Annotated in this window: 23 protein-coding genes; 8 read left to right on the top strand and 15 right to left on the bottom strand. The window is 67.9% G+C overall.

Annotated features, from left to right (window positions below; all coding sequences use genetic code 11):
• Window positions 1-43 precede the first annotated feature (43 nt).
• The 4 genes from KB879_RS18135 (at window position 44) to KB879_RS18120 (ending at window position 3,956) form a co-directional block, all read left to right on the top strand.
• Entirely contained in the window at window positions 44-964 is a 921-nt protein-coding gene (locus tag KB879_RS18135) for a LysR substrate-binding domain-containing protein (protein ID WP_013951793.1), read from the top strand.
• A 473-nt stretch (window positions 965-1,437) separates the two neighbouring features.
• Window positions 1,438-1,752: a FeoA family protein gene (locus KB879_RS18130; protein WP_041228503.1), complete on the top strand. Its 315-nt coding sequence runs from the start codon at window positions 1,438-1,440 to the stop codon at window positions 1,750-1,752.
• 15 nt (window positions 1,753-1,767) lie between these two features.
• A complete protein-coding gene (gene feoB / locus KB879_RS18125) occupies window positions 1,768-3,624 on the top strand; it encodes a ferrous iron transport protein B (RefSeq protein WP_013951791.1) in 1,857 nt (618 codons plus the stop codon).
• 14 nt (window positions 3,625-3,638) lie between these two features.
• Window positions 3,639-3,956 (top strand): DUF6587 family protein, encoded by a 318-nt coding sequence (locus KB879_RS18120; RefSeq protein WP_013951790.1) that lies wholly within the window; start codon window positions 3,639-3,641, stop codon window positions 3,954-3,956.
• A 389-nt stretch (window positions 3,957-4,345) separates the two neighbouring features.
• Here the strand turns inward: KB879_RS18120 and KB879_RS18115 are convergent, their stop codons facing one another.
• Window positions 4,346-5,704, bottom strand: a complete 1,359-nt coding sequence (locus KB879_RS18115; protein ID WP_249221146.1) for a hypothetical protein — start codon at window positions 5,702-5,704, stop codon at window positions 4,346-4,348.
• A 594-nt stretch (window positions 5,705-6,298) separates the two neighbouring features.
• Here KB879_RS18115 and leuA point away from each other — a divergent pair.
• Window positions 6,299-7,996, top strand: coding sequence for a 2-isopropylmalate synthase (gene leuA / locus KB879_RS18110; protein ID WP_211979523.1), 1,698 nt, complete (start codon window positions 6,299-6,301; stop codon window positions 7,994-7,996).
• A 343-nt stretch (window positions 7,997-8,339) separates the two neighbouring features.
• Complete coding sequence (locus KB879_RS18105; RefSeq protein WP_153954331.1) at window positions 8,340-8,984, top strand: OmpW family protein; 645 nt, start codon at window positions 8,340-8,342, stop codon at window positions 8,982-8,984.
• A 77-nt stretch (window positions 8,985-9,061) separates the two neighbouring features.
• Here KB879_RS18105 and KB879_RS18100 read toward each other — a convergent pair whose 3' ends face one another.
• Window positions 9,062-10,549 carry an AMP nucleosidase gene (locus KB879_RS18100; protein ID WP_011616336.1) on the bottom strand — a complete coding sequence of 496 codons (1,488 nt, stop codon included), beginning with the start codon at window positions 10,547-10,549 and terminating at the stop codon, window positions 9,062-9,064.
• A gap of 187 nt (window positions 10,550-10,736) precedes the next feature.
• Between KB879_RS18100 and KB879_RS18095 the strand changes: the two genes are divergently transcribed.
• Window positions 10,737-11,126 (top strand): GNAT family N-acetyltransferase, encoded by a 390-nt coding sequence (locus KB879_RS18095; protein WP_010814084.1) that lies wholly within the window; start codon window positions 10,737-10,739, stop codon window positions 11,124-11,126.
• A 25-nt stretch (window positions 11,127-11,151) separates the two neighbouring features.
• Here KB879_RS18095 and KB879_RS18090 read toward each other — a convergent pair whose 3' ends face one another.
• The 5 genes from KB879_RS18090 to KB879_RS18070 all read right to left on the bottom strand — a co-directional run bounded on the left by KB879_RS18090 (window position 11,152) and on the right by KB879_RS18070 (window position 15,983).
• Window positions 11,152-11,916, bottom strand: coding sequence for an NADPH-dependent F420 reductase (locus KB879_RS18090; RefSeq protein WP_153954330.1), 765 nt, complete (start codon window positions 11,914-11,916; stop codon window positions 11,152-11,154).
• Window positions 11,917-12,013: 97 nt separating this feature from the next.
• The gene (locus KB879_RS18085) at window positions 12,014-13,060 is read right to left on the bottom strand and encodes an MBL fold metallo-hydrolase (protein WP_041228502.1); all 1,047 of its coding nucleotides are present in this window, start codon (window positions 13,058-13,060) and stop codon (window positions 12,014-12,016) included.
• Between the two features lie 186 nt (window positions 13,061-13,246).
• Complete coding sequence (locus KB879_RS18080; protein WP_153954329.1) at window positions 13,247-14,212, bottom strand: tripartite tricarboxylate transporter substrate binding protein; 966 nt, start codon at window positions 14,210-14,212, stop codon at window positions 13,247-13,249.
• 49 nt (window positions 14,213-14,261) lie between these two features.
• Window positions 14,262-14,609, bottom strand: coding sequence for a hypothetical protein (locus KB879_RS18075; RefSeq protein ID WP_153954328.1), 348 nt, complete (start codon window positions 14,607-14,609; stop codon window positions 14,262-14,264).
• Window positions 14,610-14,621: 12 nt separating this feature from the next.
• Window positions 14,622-15,983: an acyclic terpene utilization AtuA family protein gene (locus KB879_RS18070; protein WP_211979522.1), complete on the bottom strand. Its 1,362-nt coding sequence runs from the start codon at window positions 15,981-15,983 to the stop codon at window positions 14,622-14,624.
• Between the two features lie 114 nt (window positions 15,984-16,097).
• Between KB879_RS18070 and KB879_RS18065 the strand changes: the two genes are divergently transcribed.
• A complete protein-coding gene (locus tag KB879_RS18065) occupies window positions 16,098-17,003 on the top strand; it encodes a LysR family transcriptional regulator (RefSeq protein WP_013951781.1) in 906 nt (301 codons plus the stop codon).
• Window positions 17,004-17,058: 55 nt separating this feature from the next.
• On the opposite strand, the gene KB879_RS18060 is transcribed toward KB879_RS18065, so the two are convergent.
• The 8 genes from KB879_RS18060 to KB879_RS18025 all read right to left on the bottom strand — a co-directional run bounded on the left by KB879_RS18060 (window position 17,059) and on the right by KB879_RS18025 (window position 25,145).
• On the bottom strand, window positions 17,059-17,850 hold the full coding sequence (locus tag KB879_RS18060) for an SDR family oxidoreductase (protein ID WP_013951780.1): 792 nt from the start codon (window positions 17,848-17,850) through the stop codon (window positions 17,059-17,061).
• A gap of 36 nt (window positions 17,851-17,886) precedes the next feature.
• Window positions 17,887-19,023, bottom strand: a complete 1,137-nt coding sequence (locus KB879_RS18055; RefSeq protein WP_013951779.1) for an ABC transporter substrate-binding protein — start codon at window positions 19,021-19,023, stop codon at window positions 17,887-17,889.
• 273 nt (window positions 19,024-19,296) lie between these two features.
• Entirely contained in the window at window positions 19,297-19,809 is a 513-nt protein-coding gene (locus KB879_RS18050; protein WP_013951778.1) for a hypothetical protein, read from the bottom strand.
• A gap of 215 nt (window positions 19,810-20,024) precedes the next feature.
• Window positions 20,025-21,464, bottom strand: a complete 1,440-nt coding sequence (locus KB879_RS18045) for an acetate kinase (RefSeq protein ID WP_013951777.1) — start codon at window positions 21,462-21,464, stop codon at window positions 20,025-20,027.
• 85 nt (window positions 21,465-21,549) lie between these two features.
• Window positions 21,550-22,413, bottom strand: coding sequence for a flagellin (locus KB879_RS18040; RefSeq protein WP_153954326.1), 864 nt, complete (start codon window positions 22,411-22,413; stop codon window positions 21,550-21,552).
• Window positions 22,414-22,423: 10 nt separating this feature from the next.
• On the bottom strand, window positions 22,424-23,122 hold the full coding sequence (locus KB879_RS18035; RefSeq protein WP_041228501.1) for a C39 family peptidase: 699 nt from the start codon (window positions 23,120-23,122) through the stop codon (window positions 22,424-22,426).
• On the bottom strand, window positions 23,122-23,517 hold the full coding sequence (locus KB879_RS18030) for a hypothetical protein (RefSeq protein ID WP_013951774.1): 396 nt from the start codon (window positions 23,515-23,517) through the stop codon (window positions 23,122-23,124). The genes KB879_RS18035 and KB879_RS18030 overlap by 1 nt, the downstream gene beginning before the upstream one ends.
• 200 nt (window positions 23,518-23,717) lie before the next feature.
• On the bottom strand, window positions 23,718-25,145 hold the full coding sequence (locus tag KB879_RS18025; protein ID WP_013951773.1) for a hypothetical protein: 1,428 nt from the start codon (window positions 25,143-25,145) through the stop codon (window positions 23,718-23,720).
• Window positions 25,146-25,568 lie beyond the last annotated feature (423 nt).

Raw genomic sequence — 25,568 nt, 5'->3', positions numbered from 1 at the left:
CTAATTCTAAAATTGGCTTGATCCATATAATTTCTGTATCGCCATGGAATTCCGCCACCTGCGTTACTTCCTCGTGCTGGCCGAGGAACTGCACTTCGGCCGGGCCGCGCGCCGGCTTGCCATTTCCCAGCCGCCGCTGTCGCTCAATATCCAGCAGCTGGAGGCCTCGGTCGGGGCCCGGCTGTTCGACCGCGACAGCCGCGGGGTGCGACTGACCGCGGCCGGGCGGGCCTTCCGCGAATCGGCCATGGCGCTGCTGGCGCAGGCCGAGGCGGCGCGGGTGCTGGCACGCGAGATCGAAGCGGGCGCAGTCGGGCGGCTGCGGGTGGGCTTTGTCGGCTCGATGCTGTATCGCGGGCTGCCGCAGACGCTGCGCGGGTTCCAGGCGGCCTATCCCGGCATTCAGGTGGCGCTGACCGAGCTCAACTCACAGGAGCAGATCGACGCGCTGCTGCACGACGAGCTCGACGCCGCCTTTATCCACACCGGCCGCGTGCCGGACACGCTGCAGGCGACGCTGGTGCACAGCGAACCCTTTGTCTGCTGCCTGCCGGCCGACCATGCGCTGGCCGCGCTCCCGGAGTTGCCGCTGGCGGCATTGCGCGGCGAGCCGTTCGTGCTGTTCTCGCGCAAGGCCTCGCCGGACTACTACAGCCGCATCTTCGACATGTGCGCGGCGCAGGGCTTCTATCCGCAGATCCGGCATGAAGTCCGGCACTGGCTGTCGGTGGTGTCGCTGGTGTCGCAGGGGATGGGCGTGGCGGTGGTGCCCGCGGCGCTGGCGCGCTCCGGCATGGCCGGAGCCGCGTTCCGGCCGCTGGCAGACGCGGCGGTGCGCTCGGAGGTCTACTGCGCGTGGAAGACGGCGCCGGACCATCCTGCGCGCGATCACTTTGTCGGCATGGTGCGGGAGATGACAGCCGCCGCGCAGGGCAGCCACAAAGAAAAAGCCACCGGCCGATAGACCGATGGCTTGTGAAGTACGCGTGGAACGGGGTGTTCAGCGTGCTTGGAGCTTAACCCTGCCCGCTTACGGCATCCAATAACGCAAATGTAGTAATTGATCGGCGCTGCATGAAGCTGGTTGCATTCGGCTTCGCAAAGCCGAACTGCGCTGCATCGGGTTGAATTCATGCGCGGCGTTCTACACTTCAGCCGGGCCGCCCGCGGCCCCGCTCGCGCGGGGATGACGGTAGGCGAAAGAAACGTTACCTGGGCAGCATTACCCGCCCGCGCACCCCCCGTCACCCCCATCCCGAGCGGTTATCATTTGCCTCCTGCGGCGCAATGACGCGGCAGCAGGCCGGCGTGCCCCGCCCTTTGAGGGGGCAACGTCATGCCTAATTTGCGATACAATGAAAACGATTTTCATTTACACACCCCGGCGTAGTCGCGCTGGCCGCTTGGCGGCAGACCGCGCCACGGACTGGAAGCATGATGCGGTTGTCTGAACTTCCACGGCGCACGCCCGCCGTTGTGCAATCGGTGGACGACGCCACCCCGGGAGACCCGGTCGCGCGCCGCCTGCGCGAACTGGGCTTCGTCCCCGGTGAAGCCGTGCAGATCATCGCCTACGGCCCCTTCGGCATGGACCCGCTGGTGGCGCAGGTAGGCTTCACCCGCTTTGCGCTGCGCCGCTCGGAAGCGTCGCGCATCGGCGTAGAGGTCGCCAGCGCCTCGGTCACCAGCATCGCCCCCGCCACGCAGGGCGGCGACCAGACCGCCAAACCGTCCGCAAAACGGACTGCCTGAGCCTTCCCCCGGATTATGTCTGCAGCTCCTTCCACTTCTGCCCTGCGCATTGCGCTGGTCGGCAATCCCAATTGCGGCAAGACCGCACTGTTCAACCGCCTGACCGGCAGCCGCCAGAAGGTGGCCAACTATGCGGGCGTGACCGTCGAGCGCAAGGAAGGCTACTTCGTGTCGCCGGCCGGGCGCCAGGTGCGCATCCTGGATCTGCCGGGCGCCTACAGCCTGCACGCAGCCAGCCTCGATGAAGCCATCACGCGCGATGTCTGCCTGGGCATGCGCGCCGGCGAGCAGCGCCCGGACCTGCTGGTGTCGGTGGTCGATGCGACCAACCTGCGCCTGCACCTGCGCTTCGTGCTGGAACTGCGCCGCCTGGGCCTGCCCATGGTGGTGGTGCTCAATATGAGCGACGCCGCCGCGCGGCGCGGCATCCGGATCGACCGCGACAAGCTGTCGGCCGCGCTCGGCGTACCGGTGGTCAGCACCGTGGCGGTGAAGCACGACGGTGCCGCGGCGCTGGTCAGCCTGCTCGACGACACCCTGCCGCCGGCCCCGCCGGCCACGCCGGAACCCGCCAACGACATTGACGTGCATGCCGAGGTCAACCGCCTGCTGGCGGCCGCGGTGAGCATGCCGGCGCGCACCGCCGCGCTGGATGACCGCCTCGACCGCATCGTGCTGCATCCGGTGATCGGCCTGCTGCTGCTGGCGGTGCTGCTGTTCCTGATGTTCCAGGCCGTGTTCTCCTGGGCCCAGCCATTGATGGACGGCATCGAGGGCGGCGTGCACTGGGCCGGCGAGATGCTGGGTGCCCACCTGCCCGACGGCATGCTCAAGAGCCTGCTGGTCGACGGCCTGATCGCTGGCCTGGGCAGCGTAGTGGTGTTCCTGCCGCAGATCCTGATCCTGTTTCTGTTCATCCTGACGCTGGAGGAATCCGGCTACCTGCCGCGCGCGGCCTTCCTGCTGGACCGCCTGATGATGGGCGCGGGGCTGTCGGGGCGCTCGTTCATCCCGCTGCTGTCCAGCTTTGCCTGCGCCATCCCCGGCATCATGGCCACCCGCACCATCCAGGACCCGCGCGACCGGCTCACCACCATCCTGGTGGCGCCGCTGATGACCTGCTCGGCACGGCTGCCGGTGTATGCGCTGCTGATCGGCGCCTTCATCCCCGAACGCACCGTGATGGGCCTGTTCAACCTGCAGGGGCTGGTGCTGTTCGCGCTGTACGTGGCGGGCATCGTCAGCGCGCTGGTGGTGGCCTACGCGCTCAAGTTCTTCCGCCGCGACCGCACCGACCATCCGCTGCTGATGGAGCTGCCGTCGTACCGCATCCCCAATCCGCGCGACGTGGCCATCGGCCTGTGGGAGCGTGCCCGCATCTTCCTGTCGCGGGTGGGCAAGGTGATCCTGGCGCTGACGGTGCTGCTGTGGTTCCTGTCGACCTTCCCGTCCGCGCCCGTGGGCGCGACCGCGCCGGCCATCGACTACAGCTTTGCCGGCATGATCGGCCATGCGCTGCAGAAGGTGTTCGCACCGGTGGGCTTCAACTGGCAGATCTGCATCGCGCTCGTGCCGGGCCTGGCCGCGCGCGAGGTGGCCGTGGGCGCGCTGGCAACCGTCTATGCGCTGTCGGGCAGCGAAGAGGCCGTGGCCACGCAGCTGGCGCCGATGATCTCCGCGCAATGGTCGCTGGCCACCGCGCTGTCGCTGCTGGCCTGGTACGTGTTCGCACCGCAGTGCATCTCCACGCTGGCAGTGATCCGGCGCGAGACCGACTCGTGGAAGGTAATGGCGCTGTCGGCGGCCTACCTGACCGGGCTGGCTTACCTGGCGGCCTTCGTGACCTACCGCGTCGCGCTGATGTTCAGCTGAGGCACCACGCCGCCATGTCCCTCTACCACGCCATCGAAACGCTGCTGGTCCCGCTGATCGTGCTGGCGTGCGCGGTGCAGGTGATCGCGCGCTACGCGCCGCGCACGCGCGAGCGCGTCAAGGCGGCACTCGCCGCGCGCCTGGGCGGCAGCGCCGCCGCCGGCTGGCGCGCCCGGCTGGCGCGCTGGCTGGCCCCGCAGGCCGCCGCGGGCTGTGCCAGCGGCTGCGACGACGGCGGCTGCAATACCTGCGGATCCAACACCGCCAACACCACCTCCGGCGCGCAGGGCCAGACTGCCGAACAGGTGGTTCGCTTCGTGCGCAAGCGCTGAGCGGCGCGCTTTCCCCCTCTACATATCCACGCAGAAACGGGTACGCCCGCTGCTTCCGCCCGGCGCGGAAGCAGCGGTTTGCGCTCGCCTGTTGACGGCCTGGCGGAGAGAGAACCCGCCTGGAAAGGCTTGCGCCGTGGGCACGCAGAAACGGGTACGCTTTGCGCACTGGCTGGCCTGGCACGCATCTCGGGCACGTCCCGCAAAGGCAGGCCCAGCCTTGTCCGGACGCCTTTGTCGGCAGGCCCCGGCAGCGCCTGGAACGCTCGGCGCCAGTCACGCAGAAACGGGTACGCTTTGACGGCTTCCCTCCCGACGGCCGCTGGTGTGCCCCAAAACGAAACGCCCTCCGGATGGAGGGCGTTTCGTCAGGCGCGGGAACCTGCTGCTTACTTGACCGTACCGTAGAAGACCAGCTTCAGCGGCGTATTGTCGGCGGCCGCAGTGCAGGTCGCGGTAATGGTGAAGTCGCCAGCCGCGGTGCCGGCGGCGCGCACCTGGTTCGGCAGCATGACCATGCTTGGGCTCAGTGTCACCGGACCGGTCTTGTCCCAAGCCCAGTTGTTGCACGCGGTGTACTGCGCGTCATCACCCAGGTGCTTCATGCGTGCGGTCACCTCGACCGTCGTCGGCGGCATCAGCAGCAGCGTCATTGGATCCTGGTTGTCGCCAACCAGCGCCCAGACCGGGTTCTCGGTCACCGTCAGCGTGGCGCTGCGGCGCTCGCCCAGCCTGGTGCTGACTGCGGTCACCGTCAGGCTGCTCTGGACCGGGCCCTTGTCGCTGGCCAGGCTGGTGCTCACCGTGGCGTCATGCGTACCCGCCGCTTCCGATGCGGACAGCGTGGCGGAGGTCGCATTGTAGGTCCAGGCGCCGTCGAAGTCCGCGGTCACGTCCTGGCCATCGTGGCGCAGCACACGCGAGGTGAAGGTTTCCGGACGGTTGCTGAAGACCTGCAGCGCATTCACCTCGCGGCCGCCCTTGGTCGTCACCACGCGATAGGCGGCAGCGCCGTTCTTCTGCACCGTCACCGCGATCACCCCGGCAATGGCATGCCCGTCCGGCGCGGTCACCGACACCGAGACACTGGCCGTGGCCACGGCGGTGGGTGAGCTGTTGCTCGCCTTCAGCGTGGCGCTGTTCTGGCTGGCCGTGACCTGGAGCGCGGTGCCGCTGCTGGACCATGCCCAGCTGTTGACGCTGGCGGACACATCGGCGCCATTGCTGTCGACCAGCGATACCTTGACCGGCAGCGTCTGCCCGTCGCTCATCGACAGGCTGCTGTTCGGGATCGACAGGCTGAAGCTCAGCGCCGAGGCCGGCACCACGGTGATGGTGGCGGATTGCGCGGGCAGCTGCACCGTGGTGTTGTCGGCGCCCTTGACGCTCGCCACCACCTGGACGGTGGTCGTCCCGGTTGCAATGCCCTTGACCACGGCGCTGCCCGGCGTGGTGGCACTCGGCTCCACGGTGGCAATGCCGCTGTCGGTACTGGTCCAGTTGAAGGTGGTGTTGCCGGACACGTCGATGCCGTTGCTGTCCACCGCCAGCGCGCTGATGGTGATCGTGCGGCCGACGCCGACCTCGCCGGAGGTCACGCTCATCTTCACCGTATAGGTCAGCGGCGTGGTGCCGCCTGCGTTTGGCGTGGTGGGCGTGCCCGAACCGCCGCCGCCACCGCCGCACGCTGCCAGCAGCAAGGTCATGGCAGCGCCTGCCAGCCAGGATGCCCACGTTCTCAGTCTCATGATGTTCCCCCCAGTCGTGTGTTTTTTCCCGCGCTACCAGCCTAGGCACAAAGGTGCCAGCGCAATACCGGCCAGAGGACTGAGGTGCGGCGCACAGAGCATGCGCGTGGTTCATCCTTTCAGCGCAGCGGCACCGCCATTCGGGCGAGGCAAATAAGACCGGCAGGGTTCCGCCCGCAAGCCGGACCCAGCCGTTTGGCGCAACCCGCGCATGGCAGTCCCCCGATCGGGCCACGCCCGCACCCGGCGCGCTCCCACGCTTGACCGGGGCCGGCCTTGTCGACTAACCTTTGCAGGCCATCCGGCGCCTGCCGGATGCGCACCAACCACGAGCGGCTCCCCGCCCTCCTCCTCCAGGCACGATGAACCGTTACACCAGCACACTCAGCCAGGCTGCCGATGCGTCCCGCATCGCTGCCCGCGCTCGCGTGCTGGCTGCCCAGGCATCGGGCCGCGCCCTGCGCGCTTCCTCGCTACTGCTAAGCCTATCGATCGGTTGCCGGGCCTAGTGCCCCGTGGCAGTTCGGCAGCCTTTCGCCACCCTTTTCCCGTTTTTCTTTTTTTTGCTTCCCTTAGCGAGGAAGGAGACCCCGTATGCTCAGCAATCCCGCCCCCAAGTACCAGCCCGCCGCTACCGTCGACATCCCTGACCGCACCTGGCCCGGCCGCACCATCACGCGCGCACCGCGCTGGATGAGCACCGACCTGCGCGACGGCAACCAGGCCCTGATCGAGCCGATGAACCCGGCGCGCAAGCTGCGCTTCTTCGAGCAACTGGTGAAGATCGGCCTGAAGGAAATCGAAGTCGCATTCCCCGCCGCCTCGCAGACCGATTTCGACTTCGTGCGCATGCTGATCGAAGAGCAGCGCATCCCCGACGACGTCAACATCGTGGTGCTGACGCAATCGCGCGAAGACCTGATCCGCCGCACCGTCCAGTCCGTGCGCGGCGCAGCGCGGGCCACGGTGCACCTGTACAACCCGATCGCACCGGCCTGGCGGCGCATTGTCTTCAATGCCTCGCGTGAAGAGATCAAGGAAGTCGCGGTCTCGGGCACGCGCCTGATCAAGGCGCTGACCGATGCCATGCCCGGGACGGCATGGACCTATGAGTATTCACCCGAGACTTTCAGCCTGGCCGAGCTCGACTTCTCGCTGGAAGTCAGCGACGCCGTCTCTGCCGCCTGGCAGGCCGGCCCGGGCCGGCCGATGATCCTGAACCTGCCGACCACAGTCGAATGCAGCACGCCCAACGTGTTCGCCGACCAGATCGAATGGATGCACCGCCGCCTGGCACGGCGCGAACACATCGCGCTGTCAGTGCACCCGCACAACGACCGTGGCACCGCGGTGGCCGCCGCGGAACTGGCGCTGATGGCAGGCGCGGACCGCGTCGAAGGCTGCCTGTTCGGCAACGGCGAGCGCACCGGCAATGTCGACCTGGTGACGCTGGCGCTCAACCTCTATACGCAGGGCGTGGCGCCCGGACTGGACTTCTCCGATATCGACGCGGTGCGCCAGTGCGTGGAGCACTGCAACCAGCTGCCGGTGCATCCGCGCCACCCGTATGTGGGCGACCTGGTGTTCACCGCGTTCTCGGGCTCGCACCAGGATGCGATCCGCAAGGGCTTTGCGCAGCAGCAGCCGGACAGCATCTGGGAAGTGCCCTACCTGCCGATCGACCCGGCCGATCTCGGCCGCAGCTATGACGCAGTGATCCGCGTCAACAGCCAGTCCGGCAAGGGCGGCATGGCCTACCTGCTGGAGCAGGTGCATGGCATCTACATGCCGCGCCGCCTGCAGATCGAATTCAGCCGCGCAGTGCAGGCCATGACCGACGACACCGGGCTTGAGGCAAGTGCCGATGATCTTTATGGTTTGTTCCAACGCGAGTACCTCGCGCAGCAGACACCCCTGCGCTATGTATCGCACCAGCTGGTGTCTGACAGCGGCGGCGCCACGGAGATCGAAGTGCAGATGGTGCGCGACGGCAAGCAGCGCAGCGTGCGCGGCACCGGCAACGGGCCCATCGATGCCTTCGTCAATGCGCTGGACTTGCCGGTACGCGTGATGGACTACCACGAGCATGCAATGACCGCCGGCGCCGATGCGCGCGCGGCCTGCTATGTGGAAGTGCGCGTGGGCGATTCGCCGACAGGGTTCGGCGCCGGCATCGACGCCAATCTGGTCACGGCCTCGCTGCGCGCGGTGATCTCGGGCGTGAACCGGCACCTGCAGGCCGGCTTTGGCGTGGCGCAAGCCTCGCAGTCAGCAGAGGCCGCCGAGGCCTGACACCGCAAGCCGCCGCAAGAAAACCGGTGTGCCCCGCCCCCACGGGGCACACCCGGAAAGACGCCCTTGCGGACGCCCACGACATGCTCGGTGCCGATCCGCACACGCTGCTGGCGTGCTCGGATCTTTCGCACAGCGTAAGGGGCAGCATCGCACCGCGCCACGAATAATTCCGCATGTGTTTAGAAGCGTCGGCGCAACTGGGCACCGTGGCGCCTTCCTCGCTGTAGCGCCTGCGCGACCCAGCCAGCCCCGTTCCCCGCTACTTGTTTTGGGTCAAAGCCCAGCCCGGCCTGCTCGGCCAAACTGGATCCGGATTTGATACCAGACCAAGCAGAACCTCATGAAAACACTCTCTCTTCGCACCCGGGTCACCTGTTCCGCCATCGCCGCCTGCGCCATGCTGGGCGCCTTTGCCACCCCTGCCGCCGCCGCGGACGATGCCCAGGGCAACTGGATGGTGCGCCTGCGCGGCACCTATCTCGACATGGCCAAGAGCTCCGACCCCGTCGGCGGCGTCGGCCCGTCGGACCGCATTACGGTCAACAACAAGTGGATTCCCGAGTTCGACGTCACCTACTTCTTCACGCCGAACATCGCCGCCGAACTGGTGCTGACCGTGCCGCAGAAGCAGAACGTCTACCTGGACGGCAACAAGGTCGGCACCTTCAAGCATCTGCCGCCGACGCTGCTGGTGCAGTACCACTTCATTCCCAACGGCACCTTCCGCCCGTATATCGGCGCGGGCCTGAACTTCACCCGCATCTGGGGCGAGAACATTGCCAACAACGCGCTGCAGCTCGATAGCTGGAGCGTCGGTCCCGCGCTGCAGATCGGCATGGACTACAAGCTGACCAAGAACTGGTTCCTGAACGCCGACATCAAGAAGATCTGGCTGTCGAGCGATGTGAAGGCCGGCGATGTCAAGGTGTCCAAGGTGAACCTGGATCCGTGGCTGTTCAGCATGGGTGTGGGGTATCGCTTCTGATCCTGCAGTGCCATGCAAAAGGCCGGCGCCAATCAGGCGCCGGCCTTTTGCTTTTCCGGATGAGCGAGGATGCGGACCTACCGGAACGCCGGCTCATCAAAGCTGCGCAGCTTGCGCGAATGCAGCTGCTCCACCCCGTTCTCACGCAGGATGCGGATCGCCTCCAGCCCGATGGTCATATGCTGGCTGACGCGCTGGCGATAGAAGGCGTTGGCCATGCCGCGCAGCTTGAGCTCGCCATGCAGCGGCTTGTCCGACACGCATAGCAACGTGCCATAGGGCACGCGCAGCCGGAAGCCATTGGCCGCCACCGCCGCGCTTTCCATATCGATGGCAATCGCGCGCGACTGGTTGAAGCGCGCATACAGCGACTTGGACTTCAGTTCCCAGTTGCGGTCATCGGTCGAGACCACCGTGCCGGTACGCATGCGGGTCTTCATCTCGTTGCCGGACAGCCCGGTCACGCGCGCCACGGCCTCCTGCAGGGCCACCTGGATCTCGGCGATCGGCGGCACCGGCACCCACGGCGGCAGGTCGTGGTCGAGCACGTGGTCGTCGCGCACATAGGCGTGCGCCAACACGTAGTCGCCCAGCTGCTGCGAGCGGCGCAGGCCGCCGCAGTGGCCCACCATCAGCCAGCAATGCGGGCGCAGCACGGCTAGGTGGTCGGTCATGGTCTTGGCGTTGGACGGGCCCACGCCGATATTGACCAGCGTCACCCCCAGCTTGTCTTCGCGCACCAGGTGATAGGCCGGCATCTGCGGCAGCGCGCGCGGGCGTGAGGCGTCGTCGGGTTCCGCGCCGCCCAGTTCCTGCATCACGTCGCCGGGCTCGACAAAGCGGGTGTAGCCGCCGCCGTCGCTGCTGGCCATCAGGCCCCGGCCCAGCTCGACAAACTCGTCGACATAGCGCTGGTAGTTGGTGAACAGCACGAAGCGCTGGAAATGCTGCGGTGCCGTGCCGGTGTAGTGGTACAGCCGCTGCAGGGCCAGGTCCACGCGCTCGGCCGGGAACAGCGACAGCGGCCAGGCCTCGCCCGGGATCGGCTCATAGGTGCCGTTGGCGATGCCGTCGTCGATGCGGCTCAGCTCGGGCAGCACGAACGATGCCTCCAGCTCGCGCGCCTGGGTGTAGCTGATGTCGGTGGTCGAAGCCTCGATCACGAACGGCAGCGGGATCGGGCGCCGGCTCAGCCCTACCACCACCGGCACGCGGTGATAGCGCATCAGCCGCTCGATCTGGTCGCGGTAGTAGTCCGCCAGCAGGTCGGGGCGGGTCACGGTGGTGCCATACACCCCCGGGTAGGCCACGGTGCCCCATGACGGCCGGCTGTCGGTGACCATGGTCTCGATGTTGACCGAGATGCCCAGGTACGGATAGCACGCATGCGCGGCCGAGGGCAGCGGCTTGCCGCTGGCGAAGGCGTCGAAGCGCGCGCGCACGGCGCCCACCGAAGCTTCGTAGATGTCGCGGATGCGCGCGATCGCCGCATCCGCGTCGGTGAACTCGGCAAGCTGGTCGGCCGGATGTGCGGAGGAAAAGACGGGGGCGTTCATGGAGGCCATGATACCGCGCCGGCGCGCTGGCGTGAGCAGCACCCGACCCCGCCGGAAGCCAAATTGACGCGCCCGCGCCCGCTCGCTACACTCCGCCAATTGCGCGGCACGGGTTCCCGTGCTGTTCTCGACTCGCGGCGCCCCTCGTGGCAAGGGGCGGCGAGGGGCCGTACACGCTTTACTGGGAGAGCCGCCGATGGAAATCCGTAACCTGTTGCCCGACGACATCGAGGCAGCCAGACAACTACTGATCGCCAACGGCTGGGCCCACCGGGTGGGCGGCCCGGAGAAATTCGCACGGCTGGTGGCCAACTCCCAACGCGTGGTCGTGGCGGTGGAGCACGGCGAGATCGTCGGTTTTGCCCGCGCGCTGTGCGACGACGTCTGCGACGGCTTCCTGTCGATGGTTGCCGTCGCGCCCAGCCACCGCCGGCGCGGCATCGGCCGCGCCCTGGTGCGGCACATCGTGGGCAACGACCCCGACATCACCTGGATGCTGCGCGCGGCGCGTTCCTCCGAAGCCGCATTCTTCGGCCAGCTCGGCTTCACGCCGTCGATGGTGGCAATGGAGCGGCGCCGGCCCTGATCCGCCAGCACCCCCGGGCGCAGCGTCAGCGTGCGCCCATCTTGCGCCGGAACTCCTCGGCCGTACCCACCTGCCGGAACAGCGGCCCGCCCGGTGCGAAGCGATCCGCGCTGGCCAGCGGCCCCACCACCACCGGTTCAAATCCCGCATCGCGCACCAGTTGCGCGGCCACGTCGAGCGCGGCCTTGTCGTCGCCGGCGATGGGCACCGCCACCAGGCCGCCCGCCCGGTGATGCTCGCTGGCAAACTGCGCCGCCCCCATGAAGTTGAAGGCCCGCACCACGCGCGCGCCGCGCAGGTAGCGCGCGGTGGTGATGCCGATGCCGTCACGCCTGGCCTCCTCGGTGATCGGGCCGTCGCGGTGCTCGTAGGCGTTGGTGGCATCAAGCACGATCTTGCCCCGCCAGGCCTCGGCATGGTCGCGGCTGAGCTGCGGCAGCGCGCCGTAGGGCGTGGCCAGGAACAGCACGTTAGAGAACGCAATGGCTTCGGCCACGGTGCCGGCGCGCGCCAGCGTACCCAATTCTTCGACCAGCGGCTTGAGTGCCTCCGGGTGCCGCGACGAGAACAGGACCGGGTGTCCGGCCTTGACCCACAGCCCGCCCACGGTGCCGCCGGTGCGGCCCGAGCCGATCACGCCGATGCGCTGCGCGGCAGCCTCGCGGCCGGCCGCCGGGCCAGGCTGGGCGCACGCGGCGCGTGGCAGGGGCGCGGCCAGCACCAGGGCCGCGGCGCCGGCGCCAAGCCAGCGGCGGCGGGCAGGATCGAAGCGGGATGCCCTGGCGTTCATCGCAAATCCTCCGCAGTGGACACGACCATCCGTCCCGTACGTCATACGGGCCGCTGGGATGACTCTAGGCGAAAAAGCGACGGCCCGGCGTGGTCGGCTAGCGGTCGTTGCGGATCGGCCCGAATTCCGCCGGCACCCACGCATATCCGGCCACATCGCGGCGCACATGGCCAAGGCCCGGGAAGGGCATATGCGCGCCCCCCACCCACAGCCGGCCCTTGGCGGCATCGGCCAGGATGCGCTGGCGCGTGATCACGGCCTGGTGGCTGTCCACGTCAAACTCGATCGCCACCTGCGGGCGGCGGAACTGCACCGCATGGCTGTGCACGATGTCGCCCCACAGCAGCAGGCTGTCCTTGCCCGAGGTGAACAGGTAGCCACTGTGGCCCGGAGTATGGCCATTGGCCGGCACCGCGCGCACACCGGGAACGGGCTCGACACCGGCGCCGCCGCTGAAGGGGCGGAAGCGCTGCGCCGCCTGGTACGGCGCGACCGCGGCGCGCGCCATGGCGAACAGGCCCTGCGCCTCCTTCGGCGCGGCGGCGGCATTGGCTTCGCTGAGCCAGTAGTCGGCATCGGCCTTGTCGACATAGACGGTTGCGTTCGGGAACGCCGCCTTGCCGTCCGTGGCCAGGCCGCAGGCGTGGTCGCCGTGCAGGTGGGTCAGCAGCACGGTGTCGATCTGTTCCGGCGCGTAGCCCGCCGCGCGCAGGTTTTCGCCGATGCGCCCGAGGGTGGGCCCGAAGCAGGCTGCCGCGCCCGTATCGACCAGCACCAGGTGGCTGCCGGTATGGATCAGGTAGGCGTTGACCGCGGTCTGCATGCCCGGCGTCGATTCGACGAACATCCGCGCCAGCAGGCTCTGCACCTCGCGCGCGCTGGTGTACTTGAGGATCTTCGGGTCCAGGTCGATGTAGCCGTCATAGAGCGCCGTGACCTCGAGCTGGCCGACCATCATGCGGTAGTAGCCCGGCACCTGGGTCTTCTGCTGGGCCGGCGGCGTGGTGGTCTGCGCAGTGGCAATGGCGGGAAGCACGGCGGCCCCGATGGTGACGGCGATGGCGGCACGCAATACGGCCTGGCGCAGCACCGGGCGACGGCCCGGACGTAAGGTTGCATGGCACACCACGGACTGCTGCTTCATATCCTGTTCCTGTTCTGGTTGGTGTTGTCGAGGAGTAGGCCGGAGCGGCAAGGCCGCGCTGCCAGGCATATCTTAGCCGGCCCTTGTCCATCAAGGCCGCAAGCACCAAAGCGTACCTACTTCTGCGTAAAAAACGGGGCCGTTTGGCCCCGTTTTCCATGCATGGGAGCTTGCGCTGCCCTGCGTTCACTCTGGCTGGATATTCGCCGCCTTGATGATGCGCCCCCACTTGCCGGACTCCTGCAACTGGAACTTCGCCAGCTCCGCGGGCGTGCTGGTGAACACCTCCGTGCCGGTCGACTTGTAGAAACCGGCCGCGGTATCGCCGCGCGCGGCCTTGACCATCATCGCATTGAGCTTCGCCACCACCGGCTGCGGCGTGCCGGCGGGCGCATAGGCCGCGAACCAGTAGCTCATCTCATAGCCCTTGACGCCGGCTTCGTCGATGGTCGGCACGTCCGGCGCCAGCGGCGAGCGCGTCTTGCCCGACACCCCCAGCGCGCGCAGCTTGCCGCTCTTGACCTGCGGCAGGCCGGTGGCCGTGTCGGTGATCATCATCTGGATCTGGTTGCCGAGCAGGTCGGTGATGGCCAGCGGGTTGCTCTTGTACGGCACGTGCAGCAACTCCACATGCGCCATCTGCTGGAACAGCTCGCCGGCAATGCGCGACGACGAGCTGCCGCTGCCGAAGCTGAGCTTGCCCGGCTGCTGTTTTGCCAGCGCGATGAACTCGCCCACGGTCTTGGCCGGCACCTGCGGGTTGACCACCATGATCTGGCCGCCGCGGCCCAGCGTGGTGATCGGCGCGTAGTCCTTGACCGGGTCGTAGGGCAGCTTCTTGAACAGGTGCTCGTTGGCCGCATGCGTGGTGTTGGTGCTGATCAGCACGGTGTAGCCGTCCGGCGCGGCCTTGGCCACGTCCGATGCGGCGATGAAGCCGTTGGCGCCCGGCTTGTTGTCGACCACCACGGTGGCCTTGCTGTCCACGGTGATGGCCTGGCCGATGGCGCGCGCCAGCTGGTCGGTGGCGCTGCCGGCCGCGAACGGCACCACGAAGCGGATCGGCTTGTCCGGGAACTCGGCCCAGGCCAGCCCCGCGGGCAGGATCAGCGCCAGCGCGGCAACGGCCAGTGGCTTGAGAAATGGGTACATCGTGGTCTCCTGTAGAACTTGTTGTCGGTGTGAAGCGATGGATCAGTGGCTATCCGCGGCGCCCGGACGCGAGCCGCGGCGGCACAGGGATCTCAAGCTGCAGCAGTCGGAACGACAGTGCCTTGCCGTGCGTGTCGAGGTTGAGCGCGTCGTTGACGCCGCCATCGAGCACGCCGTCGAGGACGAAGTTCATCGCCTGCAGCGATGGCACCAGGTAGCGCGTGACGGACGTGGGCCGGCGCTCGCGGAACAGCGCGCGCACGGCGTCTTCGGTCACGTGCGTGACCAGGTGGTCGTAGTTGCGCGCGTCGTAGGCGATCACGCTGATGTTGGAACGGTTGCCCTTGTCGCCGGTGCGGCCGTGGGCGAACTGGTAGAGCGCAGCAGTGTCAGTCATGGTCGGACCTCCTCAGGCGATGAAACTATGCGTGGCCGTCACGGCCTCGCGCGGCACCAGGCACGACACGGCATTCAGGCGCGCGCGCTGCGCGGTGCGCACGCCGCCGCCGCCGGCCGGGCCGCAGGTATAGAGCGCATTGACCTCGCGCTGCAGGGCCTGCGCCACCGCCAGGTCGTCGTGCGCCAGCGCAGCGCGCAGGCGCACGTCCTGCGCCGCTTGCTCATGAGGCTGGCGCTGGGCGAACATCGCGCCGCCATCGTCGGCCAGCACGCTGAGCACGCCGATCAGGTCGAAGCGGATGGGCGCGTCATGGCCCAGCAGCTGCATGCGCCGGCACAGGATGTCGGCGGCCAGCCGCGCGCGGGCGGCGGCATTGGGGCCGGCGTACGAGATCTCGCCCTCGGCCAGCCAGCCGCCGTGGCTGAACACATTGGCCTTGAGCTGCGCCGGACGGGGATGGCCGCGCACATTGCGCACCGCCACCCGGTCCGGACCCAGCTGCGCCACGGTGACGGCGCCTATGTCGGCCACCACGTCCGGCGTCAGGTAGGCGGCCGGGTCGTGGACCTCATACAGCAGCTGCTCCTTGACCGTGCGCAGGTCCACGCAGCCGCCGGTATTGGCGGCCTTGAAGATCTCGATGCCGCCGTCGGCATCGAGCTGCGCGATCGGGAAGCCCAGTGCATGCACATCGGGTACGTCCTTCATGCCGGGATCGGCAAAGTAGCCGCCGGTGACCTGCGCCCCGCATTCCAGCAGGTGGCCGGCCATGGTGGCGGCGGCCAGGCGGTCCCAGTCATCCCACGACCAGCCGAAGTGCGCCATCGCCGGCCCCACGGCCAGCGCCGGATCGGCCACCCGCCCGCACACCACCACCTGGGCACCGGCAGCGATCGCCTCGGCGATGCCTTGCGCGCCGATATAGGCATTGGCGCAGACGAAGCGATCGGCCTCAAAGGCATCGCCAAGAATGCCGTGCAAGCGCGCGCGCCCCGCATCGTCGGACAGGTCATCGCCCTCAACGACTGCAACGCGCGGCGCGGGCAGGCCCAGTTCCTGCGCCAGCTGCAGCACGCGCCGCGCCGCAGCGCGCGGGTTGGCGGCTCCGAAATTGCCGACGATGGGAATGCGGTGTTGCAGGCACAGGCCCAGCACCGGCACCAGCAGCGCATCGAGCAGCGGCTCGTAGCCCTGCGCGGGATCGTTGCGCCGCGCCAGCTGCGCCAGCGCCAGCGTGCGTTCGGCCAGGGTCTCGAAGATCAGCGCGGCCGGCTGGCCGCAGGCAATCAGCGTGCGCACCACCGGCAGCGCGGCATCGGTGCGGTCGCCGGAGAAGCCGGCGCCGGAGCCGATCAGCAAGGGAGCAGTCATGGTGGGGGCAGGTTGTTGGTGGACTCGATCCCATTCTAGAGCGGGGACGTCCAGCCAAAAAACGGATTATTTGGATTAATCTATCGACTTGCTGGATAAATCCGTCAGGGCCCCATGAACCTCTCGGTCAAGCACCTGCGCGCCTTCGTGGCGCTGGCCACCTACCGCAATTTCACGCGCGCGGCGCGTGCTTGCCACCTGTCGCAGTCGGCCTTCAGCGCGCTGGTGCAGACGCTGGAGGAACAGGCCGGCAGCCGGCTGTTCGAACGCACCACGCGGCACGTGGAGCTGAGCAGCGACGGCGTGCGCTTCGAGCAGACCGCGCGCCGGCTGCTGGCCGATTTCGAAACCGCGTTCGAGGACCTGCGCGCGCACGCCGAGCGGCGCAAGGGGCGCGTGTCGATCGCGGCGCTGCCATCGCTGGCCGCCGGCGACTTGCCGCCGCTGCTGGCGCAGTTCCGCGCGCTGTATCCGGGCATCGCGCTGGAACTGTTCGACCAGCTCGCCGACGGCTGCATCGAACTGGTCCGCCAGGGCCGCGCCGACTTTGCGCTGGCCCCGGCGCCGGCCCAGGACGACGACCTGCGCGTGGAGCCACTGGTGCGCGACACCTTCCACCTGGTGTGCCCGGCGGACCACCCACTGGCACGCAAGCGCCGCATCACGCCGGAGATGCTGGCGGGCCTGCCGTTTATCCAGCTGTCGCGCACGACCAGCGTGCGCCAGCACCTGGACGCCGCGCTGCATCCGTTGCGCCTGACCAGCGTGATGGAGGTGGAGCACCTAGCGACGGTGGCGGCGCTGGTGCAGGCGGGGCTGGGCGTGAGCGCCGTGCCGTCACTGGCGCTGTTTCAGTTCCGGCGCGAGGGGCTGGCGATCCGGCCGCTGCAGCTGCCGTCGCTGGTGCGCGATATTTGCCTGGTGCGGCTCAAGGACCGCGGCGACTCGGCCGCGGCAGCCGCGATGATCGACTGCCTGCAGGCGTTCTACCGCGGCGGCAAGCCGCCCGCGCGGCGCTGAAAACCCGGCAAAAGCGGCACGCAGAATTGGGTACGCTTTGCTGCCGGCGGCGCCCTCAGAAGTGCCCGAGATAGCCGCCGTCGACGGCCAGCACCTGCCCGGTGACATAGGATGCGGCCGGCGACGCCAGGAATACCACCGCCCCCGCCACTTCCTCTGGCTGGCCCCAGCGGCCCAGCGAGGTGCGCTGGCGCAGCCACTCGGCCACGCCCTCGTCCTCGACCATGGCCTGGTTGGGCTCGGTGGCGAAGTAGCCCGGGGCGATCGCGTTGACGGTGACGCCGTGCCGCCCCAGGTCGGCCGCCATGGCGCGCGTGAGCGCGTCCAGGGCGCCCTTGGTGGCAGGGTAGAGCACGTCGCCGGCGCGCGCGACCTGGCCCGCGATCGAGCTCACATTGACGATGCGCCCGTAGTCGCCGCGGCGCATGCGCTGCGCGGCGAGCCGGCACAGCGTGTAGGGCGCCACCAGGTTAGTCTCGAGCATGGCGCGCAGGTCGCCGGCATCGAGCTGTGCCATGGTGCTGCGGTTGCGCGCGCCGGCGTTGTTGACGAGGATGTCGAGCCGGCCATGGGCGGCGTCGATGCGGTCGAACGCGGCCGCCACGGCGGCTTCATCGGTGATATCGAGCACCAGCGCCTCGGCGCTGCCGCCGCGCGCGGCCAGCGCCGCGACGGCCGCTTGCACGCGCTGCGCATTGCGCGCCACCACCAGCACATGGGCACCGGCATCGGCCAGCCCGGCGGCAATCGCCAGGCCCAGGCCCTGCGCGCCGCCGGTCACCAGCGCCACGCGGCCGTGCAGCGAGAACGGGGTACGGGAATCGGGGGAGGGGGTAGGAGTAGCCATGCGGGGGACTATACCGCAGCCCCCTGCCTGCGGGATTCAGCGGATCAGCTTGCCGGTGGACGAGACGATCGACATTTCCACGAACGACGAGCCGGTATGGCGCTCGGCGCTGTAGCTGATCAGGATGCCGCCAAGGTCGTAGTCGCGCATGCCTTCCAGCGCCGTGACCAGGCGCTCGCGCGTCAGGTCGGGGCCGGCGCGGCGCAGCCCTTCGACCAGCACCTTGGCCGACATGAAACCCTCCATGCCGGCGTTCGACGGCTCCACGCCCTGCTGCTTGGCCAGGCTGCGGTATTCGCTGGCCAGCGTCATCTGGCTGGAGTTGGTGCCCGGCACCACCTGCGTGATGATCAGCCCGCGCGCATCGGCGCCCAGTTCACGGATAAAGGAATCGGCCGCGTTGTTGGACAGCGTGACGAACTGTGCCTCGCTGCCGGCGCGGCGCAGCTCGCGGATGATGCGCGCCGCCTCCGAGCCCGAGCCGATCACCAATACCGCCTGCGGGTTGGCCTTGTTCATGGCGGCCACGCTCTGGGTGATATCGCCCATGGGCCGGGCAAAGCTTGCAGTCGCCGCCGGCTGCACGCCGCGCGCCTGCAGCGCGGCACTGTAGCCTTCCAGCACGTCCCGGCCAAAGCCGTCGTTGGCGTAGAAGATGCCGATGCGGCTCATGCCCGATGTGGCCAGGTGGTTGATCGCACGCGCCACCTCGTCCTGGTACTTGGCGCGCACGTTGAACACGTAGCGGTTCACCGGCCGGTGCAGCGTGATGGCGCCGGTCAGCGGCGCCACCAGCGGCACCTTCTGCGCGGCGATGATGGGCAGGATGCTTTCGTTCTGCGGCGTGCCGCGCACCATGAAGAGCGCGAACACCTTGTCCTCGTCGATCAGCTTGCGCACATTGTCGGGCGTGCGCTTGGCATCGAAGCCGTCATCGTGGGTCACCAGCTCGATGCGCCGCCCGGCCACGCCGCCGCTGGCGTTGATGGTGCGCAGGTACACCTGTGCGCCGGCGATCTGCTCCTTGACCGAACCGGCCACCGGACCGGTGATGCCGGCCGACTGGCCGATGCGGATGGTATTGCGGGTCACGCCCGTTTCCGCCAGGGCCGTCTGCGCGGCCCATCCCAGCGTGGCGGCCAGCATGCCGCACGCGATCCATTTCGCTTTCATTGTCTCGACCCCCTGCGCCTGTCCGGCTGACTTCATCGTTTTATTGCGGCACGGCATGCACGGCCGTGTGCCGTCACGCAAGTTACCGCATGCGTCTCATGGGGGCAAACCGGGAAAGATCGGAGTGTTGCAGCAGCATCACACCGGAACCGCGCAGGCAGTTCCGGTGTGAGCCGGGGCGCGCGAAAGGATGCGCGTCAGGGCGCGCCACAAGGGCGCGCGGAAAGAGATGCGACAGCGCTGAACAACAACCAGCGGCGATAAGCCGATGGCTCAGGGGAAAGCCGGTACAGCCGGGTCCAACCCCGCAAAGCTGGCTTCCGGATGCGCGTTCGCGAGCAGGGTTTCGATTTCCTCGACACGGCTGCGCGGAACGTCGACCATCAGCAGGATCTTGCCGGCCTCGATGTCCTTCTCGAATGCACGCAGCCGGCTGTTGGGTGCCGAGCTGCCAATCATGCTCGAGGCCCATGCGCCAAATACCGCGCCCAGCACCGCCAGCACGCCGACGAGGCCCCACTGCGGGGTGTCGCTGACAATCGGGAACATCGCCACCACCACGCCGGCCACGACGCCCACGCCGCCGCCCACCATCAGGCCCATCTCGGCGGCATGCACGATGTCGGAGGTCTGGAACAGGTTGGCTTCATGCAGGCCCGTCATGTCGGAGCCGTCGCGCGCCACGAAGTGGATGTGGCTGTTCTCGAGGCGGGCAAGTAGCAGGTCGTCCATGGTGCGACGGGCACTCGCCAGGTCGGGCAACAACCAGAAGATGCGTTTGCGCATGTCTCTCTCCTTTTTCAGGCCGCACCACCGGTGAGTTTGAACCTGGTAAGAAAGTACCGCTGGCGGCGCGGGGATATTTCTTTGTACGCCGTTCAAGGGGCCAGCGCAAGGCGCGTTTCCGTACCTGCGCACCCTGGCCGCGGATGTGATGCGCACGCGTGCCCCGCATATGCGGGGCACGCGTCACGTCGCGCGGAAATGCGCAGAGAAGCGCGTCAGAAAGTGATCGGCAGGCGCACATTTACCTGCAGGTCGGGGGTGTCGCGCGTCAGCCCCGCACCCACTGAAAGGTTCAGAGTGTAGCGGTTGCTGAAGCGGTACGAGTAGCCCACCAGCAGGGTGCCCTGCGTCACGCGCACCGAACCCGGCACGGTCTGGCCGTTCTGCTTGGTGGGCCAGATGATGCTCTGGTCATAGCCAATACTGAACGAGGCGCGCTCGTTCAGCGCCAGGCCCATGCCGAAACTGAACTCGAAGATGTCCCCCGGCGCGATCTTGCCCAGCGGTTCCTTCTCGCCGTTCAGCACGGTGCGGCTCACGTTGTCGCGCGCGAAGTTGTGCAGATAGCTGAAGGTGCCGAAGAACACGGCCGGATCGGTCGGCAGCAGCCAGGTGACGCCGGGCTGGATCGCCTGGAAGCCGGTGCCGGTTGGCAGCCCCAGCGGCAACCCGGTGCCGGTGGCATTGCCCACGCAGCGCGTCACGCAGTCGGTGACGACTTCAAACGGGTCCTTGCCGGTATTCGACTTGTAGCGCAGCCAGCCGATGAAGTAGGGGAGCTTCTCGCTGCCATAGTTGAGCTGGTAGCGCACCGTCGCCTCGACATCGCCAATGCCGCTGCCGCTGGCATTGAACACGCGGTCGACTGCGGTACCGGTGAACACTTCGCGGCTGACGGTGGAACCGGAGCTATGCACATAGGGTACCTTGGCTTCGATCTCCAGCCGCTTGGTGATGCCGTAGCGGAACGCAACCGATGGGATGTAAGTCGAGGTCTTGACCTCACGCACATCGATCAGGCCGATGAGGAGGGCCGGGATGATCGAATAGCCGACCAGCGCCACGCGGTTGTTCGACGAATAGCCGTACTGGAAGCCGGGCTCGATCACGAGCTTGCCCTGCGCCGTCAGCACGCCCGGCTGTTCCGTGATCGGCGCGATTTCGGGCGGGCGCGTATCGCGCTCGGGCGGCTTGCCCACGGGCTCGTCCGCGACCACCTGCTGGTACGTCGACTCGCCCTGCTGCGGCTGCCCCGGCTGCACCACCATCTGCGGCGGCTGGTCACCCTGGGTCGCCTGCGGCGACGTGACCGCGTTGGGCACGCCCTGCGTTGCGCTGGCGCCGGCCGCGGCGGCCGCGGCGTTGGTGGCGTTATCCATCGGCGTGACGCCGGGCCCGGCGCCGCCGCGCTTGCGGGACAGCACCTCCGGCCCGATCACGCTGCGCAGCTCACGGATCAACGCTTCCTGCTCAGCGAGCGCGCGCTTCATGGCGTCGAGCTGGCTGGCCTGCTCGGCCAGCTGGTTCTGCAAGGACTCCAGCCCGGCGGCGGGTGGCCCCGCGTCGAGTGTGGTCTGGGCGTGCGCCAGGCCTCCAAGCAACAGCAACGTCGAGCACCCCGCGCTGCGGATGCCCTGCATCGACCGCTTCTTCATGACGTCTTCCTCCCCCGGGACGGCAGACTGGACCTTGCAGGCGCGCGCTACCTCCTGCGCATCAAAGCTACGGTTACGGCTACTCCTACCTCATGCTGGCGGCTCGCAGCAGCACGTTGTTCAGCGTTGCGTTGGCGACCTGTGACCGGAATGCCTGGAGCGTATTCACACTCGTGTCGATTGTCATCAGGCTCCGGATACTCTGATTGTTCAAGGTGTTCTGGATTACGGTCATCGGCGACGTCCCATTGGCCACCGCCGCGGAATTGCCCGCGCCGTTCTGGATTACCGCCAGCAGCCCGTTGGTAACGACCTGGCCGGTTGGCGTTGTCACCGCGGTTGACGGCAGGCCGGCCGCACCGGCGCTGCTTGCCGATGCTCCGTTCGATGCCACCGCCGTGGCCGTTCCCGCGGCACCTGCGCTGCTGCTGCCATTGCTGCCTAGCTGAACGCCCGCCGTGGCCGGGTTGCCCGCCATCGCGCTGTTCACGTCAGCATACGTATTGCTCACAATGGCCGGCGCAAGCGCAGAAGCCAGCTTCGCGGCCTGGTCGCTGGTGATGCGCGCAATGTCCGGTATGTTAATGCTGGTGGCCACCACCAGGGCGCCATTGACGTACACCGCGCGTTCGATTCCGAACGAAACCTGCAGTCCGCCGGCGTCGAAGCCGCCGCGCATTTCATCCAGCTTGTCTTCCGAGACCGGTTTCCAGCCGGCCATGCTGCCCTGGGTAGCGGCAGCCAGTGTTTGGTCTTGCTTGTTCTCTTGCGTGTCCAATACAGTCTGTGCAGGAACCGCGGCCGCGTCAAGGGCGTCCGACAGCGGCTGCTCGCTCGCCTGCGCGGCGGTGGCACATGCCATGCCGGCGCCGAACAGGACCGCTGCAGTCGCCGTACCGGCTCCCCTGCTGCGGCAAGCGGTGGTATTCGGGGCGGATGTCTCGAACATGATGTGTTCCTCAGAAATCGCTGGCGCCATGCTTTGGCATGACGGTGAAGAACAGGCTGTCCCGGTTGACTCCCATCCAGTAAGGGCCCGATGGCGCTACGCGCCAGTCGGCCGCCAGGTTGAACCGGGCCTGCTCGGTCCGGTTATGGATCACGAACAGCAACTGGCTTTCCCAGATGCTCTCGAAGTGTTCGCGCGAGATGGAGCGCGTGCCGCGCGCCGGATCGCCGATCAGCACGCGATCGCCGCGGACCCCTTTCACCACCACGAAATGGTGGTAGCCGTTCTCGGCGATCAGCACGATCGCGGGTATCTTTGTTTCCTCGAGCTTCGACAGGGGCAGTTCATACCCGTCGGCAAGGAACCCCTGCGACGCCAGATAGCGCTTCATATCCAGCAGGGAGAATCCCTCCTGCCGGATCTTGGCCTGGTCGCCATTGACGAACATGTTGGCAAAGACCAGTTCCTCGCTGACCGGTTGGCCGTACTGGTAGGTCAGCAGGGTTGCCACCGCGGCCGAGCCGCAGCTGAAATCGTATTGCTGACGGATCGTTGTCTTGAAGCGTGCTTCGCGCAGGCTGGTCACCGGCACGCTGTAGTACTCGCCGACAGGCCCGTAGATGCTGATCCGGTCAGCCAGTGCCGGCGGGGTACCACCCAGGGCCAGGACAAAGGGCAGCGCCCGCAGCAGTCTTTGAAGCATCTTCATCACTTGAACTGGACGTTGACTATGGTGGCGTTCTGGATCAACACGTTGTTGCCCGAGTTCTGGATGGCCGTCGGGATGCCCGCAGCATTCGCGAAGGCGCCCTCCGTGATCATGTTGGTGCCGGACAGCGTATGGACCGCGGCGTTGTCCGCCACCGTGCCATGCAGCCGCATGTCGTTGACAACCACTTCCGCACCACCGCGCACGTCATCAAGCTTGTCGCTCGCGACAGCTACCGCGGCCGTGCCAAAAGGATTGCTCGCCGCTGGGGCCACCGCAGCGACAGGCGCTGGCACGGCGGCATCGCCCGCCAGTGGTCCTGCCTGAGCCTGCATGAACGGCCAGGCCAGAAATGCTGCCGTCAGCGCCGTGACAGCAGTGTGGATCGGTTGCATGATGCGTCTCCTCCATGCCCGCCGCGCCCAGCCCCATCCAGCCAGTCGCAGCGGAACTTACAGGTTGTGCCAGGCAGGCATCCCAGCGCGAATCGCTCGCCGGGATGCCCCCCGTCGGCTTGAAGACTTGCACCGGCACCGACCGGCCCGCCCATCCGCCAGAGGCTGGATATGGCTGGCCGGCCGGCCCGGCTCACGTCTTAGCGGCCGACGCTCAGGTTGGCCTGGACGTTGACGCTCTGTTGAACCAGCGAAGCTGCACCAAGATTCTGGTTGGCGACCATGATGCCCGCGGCGGTCTGGCCGACGCTGGTCATCACGTTGGACAGGCTGAACGAGCCGGCAGAAACCGCGACAGTTCCGCCTGCGCCGCCAGCGCCGCCGACTGCACCGTTGCCGGTGCCGCCGTTGCCAACGCCGCCAGCGCCACCGGTTGCACCGACAGCACCCGTCGCACCATTGCCAGCCGTGGCGCTACCGTTGGTCGCCGAGCTCGAAGCGCTGCCGTTCGTGGCCGCACCACCTGCGCCGCCCGCACCGCCAACGCTCGCTTGCGTGCCGCCAGCGCCGCCCGTGCTGGTGGATGCGCCACCCGCGGCCGTCGAGGTCCCTGTGCCGCCTGCGCCACCCGCGCCGCCGGTACCGGAGCCGGCACCGCCGGTTGCGCTAGCCGACGACGTTCCGGCGCCGCCCGCACCGCCAGTCCCCGTGCCCGCGCCAGCAGAACCGGCGGCAGTCGCCGCACCGGCTGCGCCGCCCGCGCCGACCGTGTCGTTACCCGCGCCACCGTTGCCGCTGGACCCACCTGCCGAGCCCGCAGCGCCGCCCAGGCCAAGGCTGGCACCGAGTGCGCTGCCGCCGCGACCGCCGGCGCCAAGTGAAGCGCTCAGTGCGCGTCCGCCCGCGCCAATAGCGTCGCCGCCGCTGCCGCCCCGGGTGGCCGCCGCGCTGAGCGCGTCGCCGCCATACGACTTGGCGTTTCCGCCATCGCCAGCCCAGCCAACCGCCTTGCCGCCGTCGCCGCCGCTACCCGCGCGTGCGCCATAGTTGGTGGCTGCGCCGTTGGTGGCGCTGCCGTTGGTGGCGCTGCCGCCGCTACCGCCGTTGCCGCCGTTGCCGCCGTTGCCGCCGTTGCCGCCGTTGCCTACGCCGCCAATGCCCCTGCCGCCCTTGCCACCGAGGCCGCCATTGGCGTCACCCCAGTTGCCGGCACGGTTGCCCATCGCTGCGATGGTGTTACCGGATACATAGCCCTCCAGCTTGCTGATCGCCAGCGCCTTGCTGGTGTTGAACGCGTTGGAGAAGTTGGCGGTAGCCGTGCTGCCATTGGCTGCGGCCGCATTGCCATAACCGCGCATATCCTGATCTGTGCGGTTCTTGGAGTTGGTATTTGTGCTGGTCCGGGTTGAGGTCCGGGTACTGGTTTTCGTGGTGGTGCTGCTGTCATTGGCCTGCACAGCAGTCGAGTTTTCGTTGGCTGCGGCGCCACTGCCGCTCTGCGTGGAAGTCGCGGTCGCGTTTTGGGTATTAGTGGTCCCGCTATCGTCGGCGTTGTTGGTCGGGTTCGCCAAGGCTTGGCCAGCGCCAAATGCCAGCGCAATCGCCGATGCCAGTAAGGTCTTATTCATACGAAGCTCCCAGGAAGATGTACAGCGGCTCAGCCTCCGGCCGGCGCTCGTGCCGAACGACGGCTGGAGGTTAGGTCCGGCACCCTGCCAAACCAGACTCCCCCTGCGCATAATCGGTGCCAGCCGCGCCGCCTGCGGCGCCAACTCCTTGTATTACAAGGCCTGCCCGGCACTCTAACGGGAACTTTCCGCTGACTTGCGCGATCGCTAGCGCCCTCGTCGCTGTGCACGGCAGACGACATGTCACACTGCTGTGACACGGCCACTCCCAGCCCACCTGAGGGGGGGCCGGAGTGGTCAGAAAACGCCTTATTTTTCAGTGCCTTATGCAGGCAGTCAGGATTTGCCCGAGGCGCGACCGTACGTATCGGGACTGAAACACGACGCCGAGGGTGCCGTCACCGCCGCCCGTGTCAGGCATCC

The sequence above is a fragment of the Cupriavidus sp. KK10 genome (genome assembly GCF_018223725.1).
Taxonomy (GTDB): domain Bacteria; phylum Pseudomonadota; class Gammaproteobacteria; order Burkholderiales; family Burkholderiaceae; genus Cupriavidus; species Cupriavidus necator.
This window is presented reverse-complemented; position numbering and strand designations above follow the sequence as displayed.

Bases quoted from the DNA above. Each gene is read 5' to 3' on its own strand.
- KB879_RS18050 (WP_013951778.1), bottom strand. From the start codon at position 19,809: ATGCGCAAACGCATCTTCTGGTTGTTGCCCGACCTGGCGAGTGCCCGT.
- feoB (WP_013951791.1), top strand. From the start codon at position 1,768: ATGTCTGCAGCTCCTTCCACTTCTGCCCTGCGCATTGCGCTGGTCGGC.
- KB879_RS18120 (WP_013951790.1), top strand. From the start codon at position 3,639: ATGTCCCTCTACCACGCCATCGAAACGCTGCTGGTCCCGCTGATCGTG.
- KB879_RS18090 (WP_153954330.1), bottom strand. From the start codon at position 11,916: ATGAACGCCAGGGCATCCCGCTTCGATCCTGCCCGCCGCCGCTGGCTT.
- KB879_RS18065 (WP_013951781.1), top strand. From the start codon at position 16,098: ATGAACCTCTCGGTCAAGCACCTGCGCGCCTTCGTGGCGCTGGCCACC.
- KB879_RS18045 (WP_013951777.1), bottom strand. From the start codon at position 21,464: ATGAAGAAGCGGTCGATGCAGGGCATCCGCAGCGCGGGGTGCTCGACG.
- KB879_RS18080 (WP_153954329.1), bottom strand. From the start codon at position 14,212: ATGTACCCATTTCTCAAGCCACTGGCCGTTGCCGCGCTGGCGCTGATC.
- KB879_RS18105 (WP_153954331.1), top strand. From the start codon at position 8,340: ATGAAAACACTCTCTCTTCGCACCCGGGTCACCTGTTCCGCCATCGCC.
- KB879_RS18095 (WP_010814084.1), top strand. From the start codon at position 10,737: ATGGAAATCCGTAACCTGTTGCCCGACGACATCGAGGCAGCCAGACAA.
- KB879_RS18115 (WP_249221146.1), bottom strand. From the start codon at position 5,704: ATGAGACTGAGAACGTGGGCATCCTGGCTGGCAGGCGCTGCCATGACC.
- KB879_RS18130 (WP_041228503.1), top strand. From the start codon at position 1,438: ATGCGGTTGTCTGAACTTCCACGGCGCACGCCCGCCGTTGTGCAATCG.
- KB879_RS18040 (WP_153954326.1), bottom strand. From the start codon at position 22,413: ATGTTCGAGACATCCGCCCCGAATACCACCGCTTGCCGCAGCAGGGGA.
- KB879_RS18060 (WP_013951780.1), bottom strand. From the start codon at position 17,850: ATGGCTACTCCTACCCCCTCCCCCGATTCCCGTACCCCGTTCTCGCTG.
- leuA (WP_211979523.1), top strand. From the start codon at position 6,299: ATGCTCAGCAATCCCGCCCCCAAGTACCAGCCCGCCGCTACCGTCGAC.
- KB879_RS18030 (WP_013951774.1), bottom strand. From the start codon at position 23,517: ATGCAACCGATCCACACTGCTGTCACGGCGCTGACGGCAGCATTTCTG.
- KB879_RS18025 (WP_013951773.1), bottom strand. From the start codon at position 25,145: ATGAATAAGACCTTACTGGCATCGGCGATTGCGCTGGCATTTGGCGCT.
- KB879_RS18055 (WP_013951779.1), bottom strand. From the start codon at position 19,023: ATGAAAGCGAAATGGATCGCGTGCGGCATGCTGGCCGCCACGCTGGGA.
- KB879_RS18100 (WP_011616336.1), bottom strand. From the start codon at position 10,549: ATGGCCTCCATGAACGCCCCCGTCTTTTCCTCCGCACATCCGGCCGAC.
- KB879_RS18085 (WP_041228502.1), bottom strand. From the start codon at position 13,060: ATGAAGCAGCAGTCCGTGGTGTGCCATGCAACCTTACGTCCGGGCCGT.
- KB879_RS18135 (WP_013951793.1), top strand. From the start codon at position 44: ATGGAATTCCGCCACCTGCGTTACTTCCTCGTGCTGGCCGAGGAACTG.
- KB879_RS18035 (WP_041228501.1), bottom strand. From the start codon at position 23,122: ATGAAGATGCTTCAAAGACTGCTGCGGGCGCTGCCCTTTGTCCTGGCC.
- KB879_RS18070 (WP_211979522.1), bottom strand. From the start codon at position 15,983: ATGACTGCTCCCTTGCTGATCGGCTCCGGCGCCGGCTTCTCCGGCGAC.
- KB879_RS18075 (WP_153954328.1), bottom strand. From the start codon at position 14,609: ATGACTGACACTGCTGCGCTCTACCAGTTCGCCCACGGCCGCACCGGC.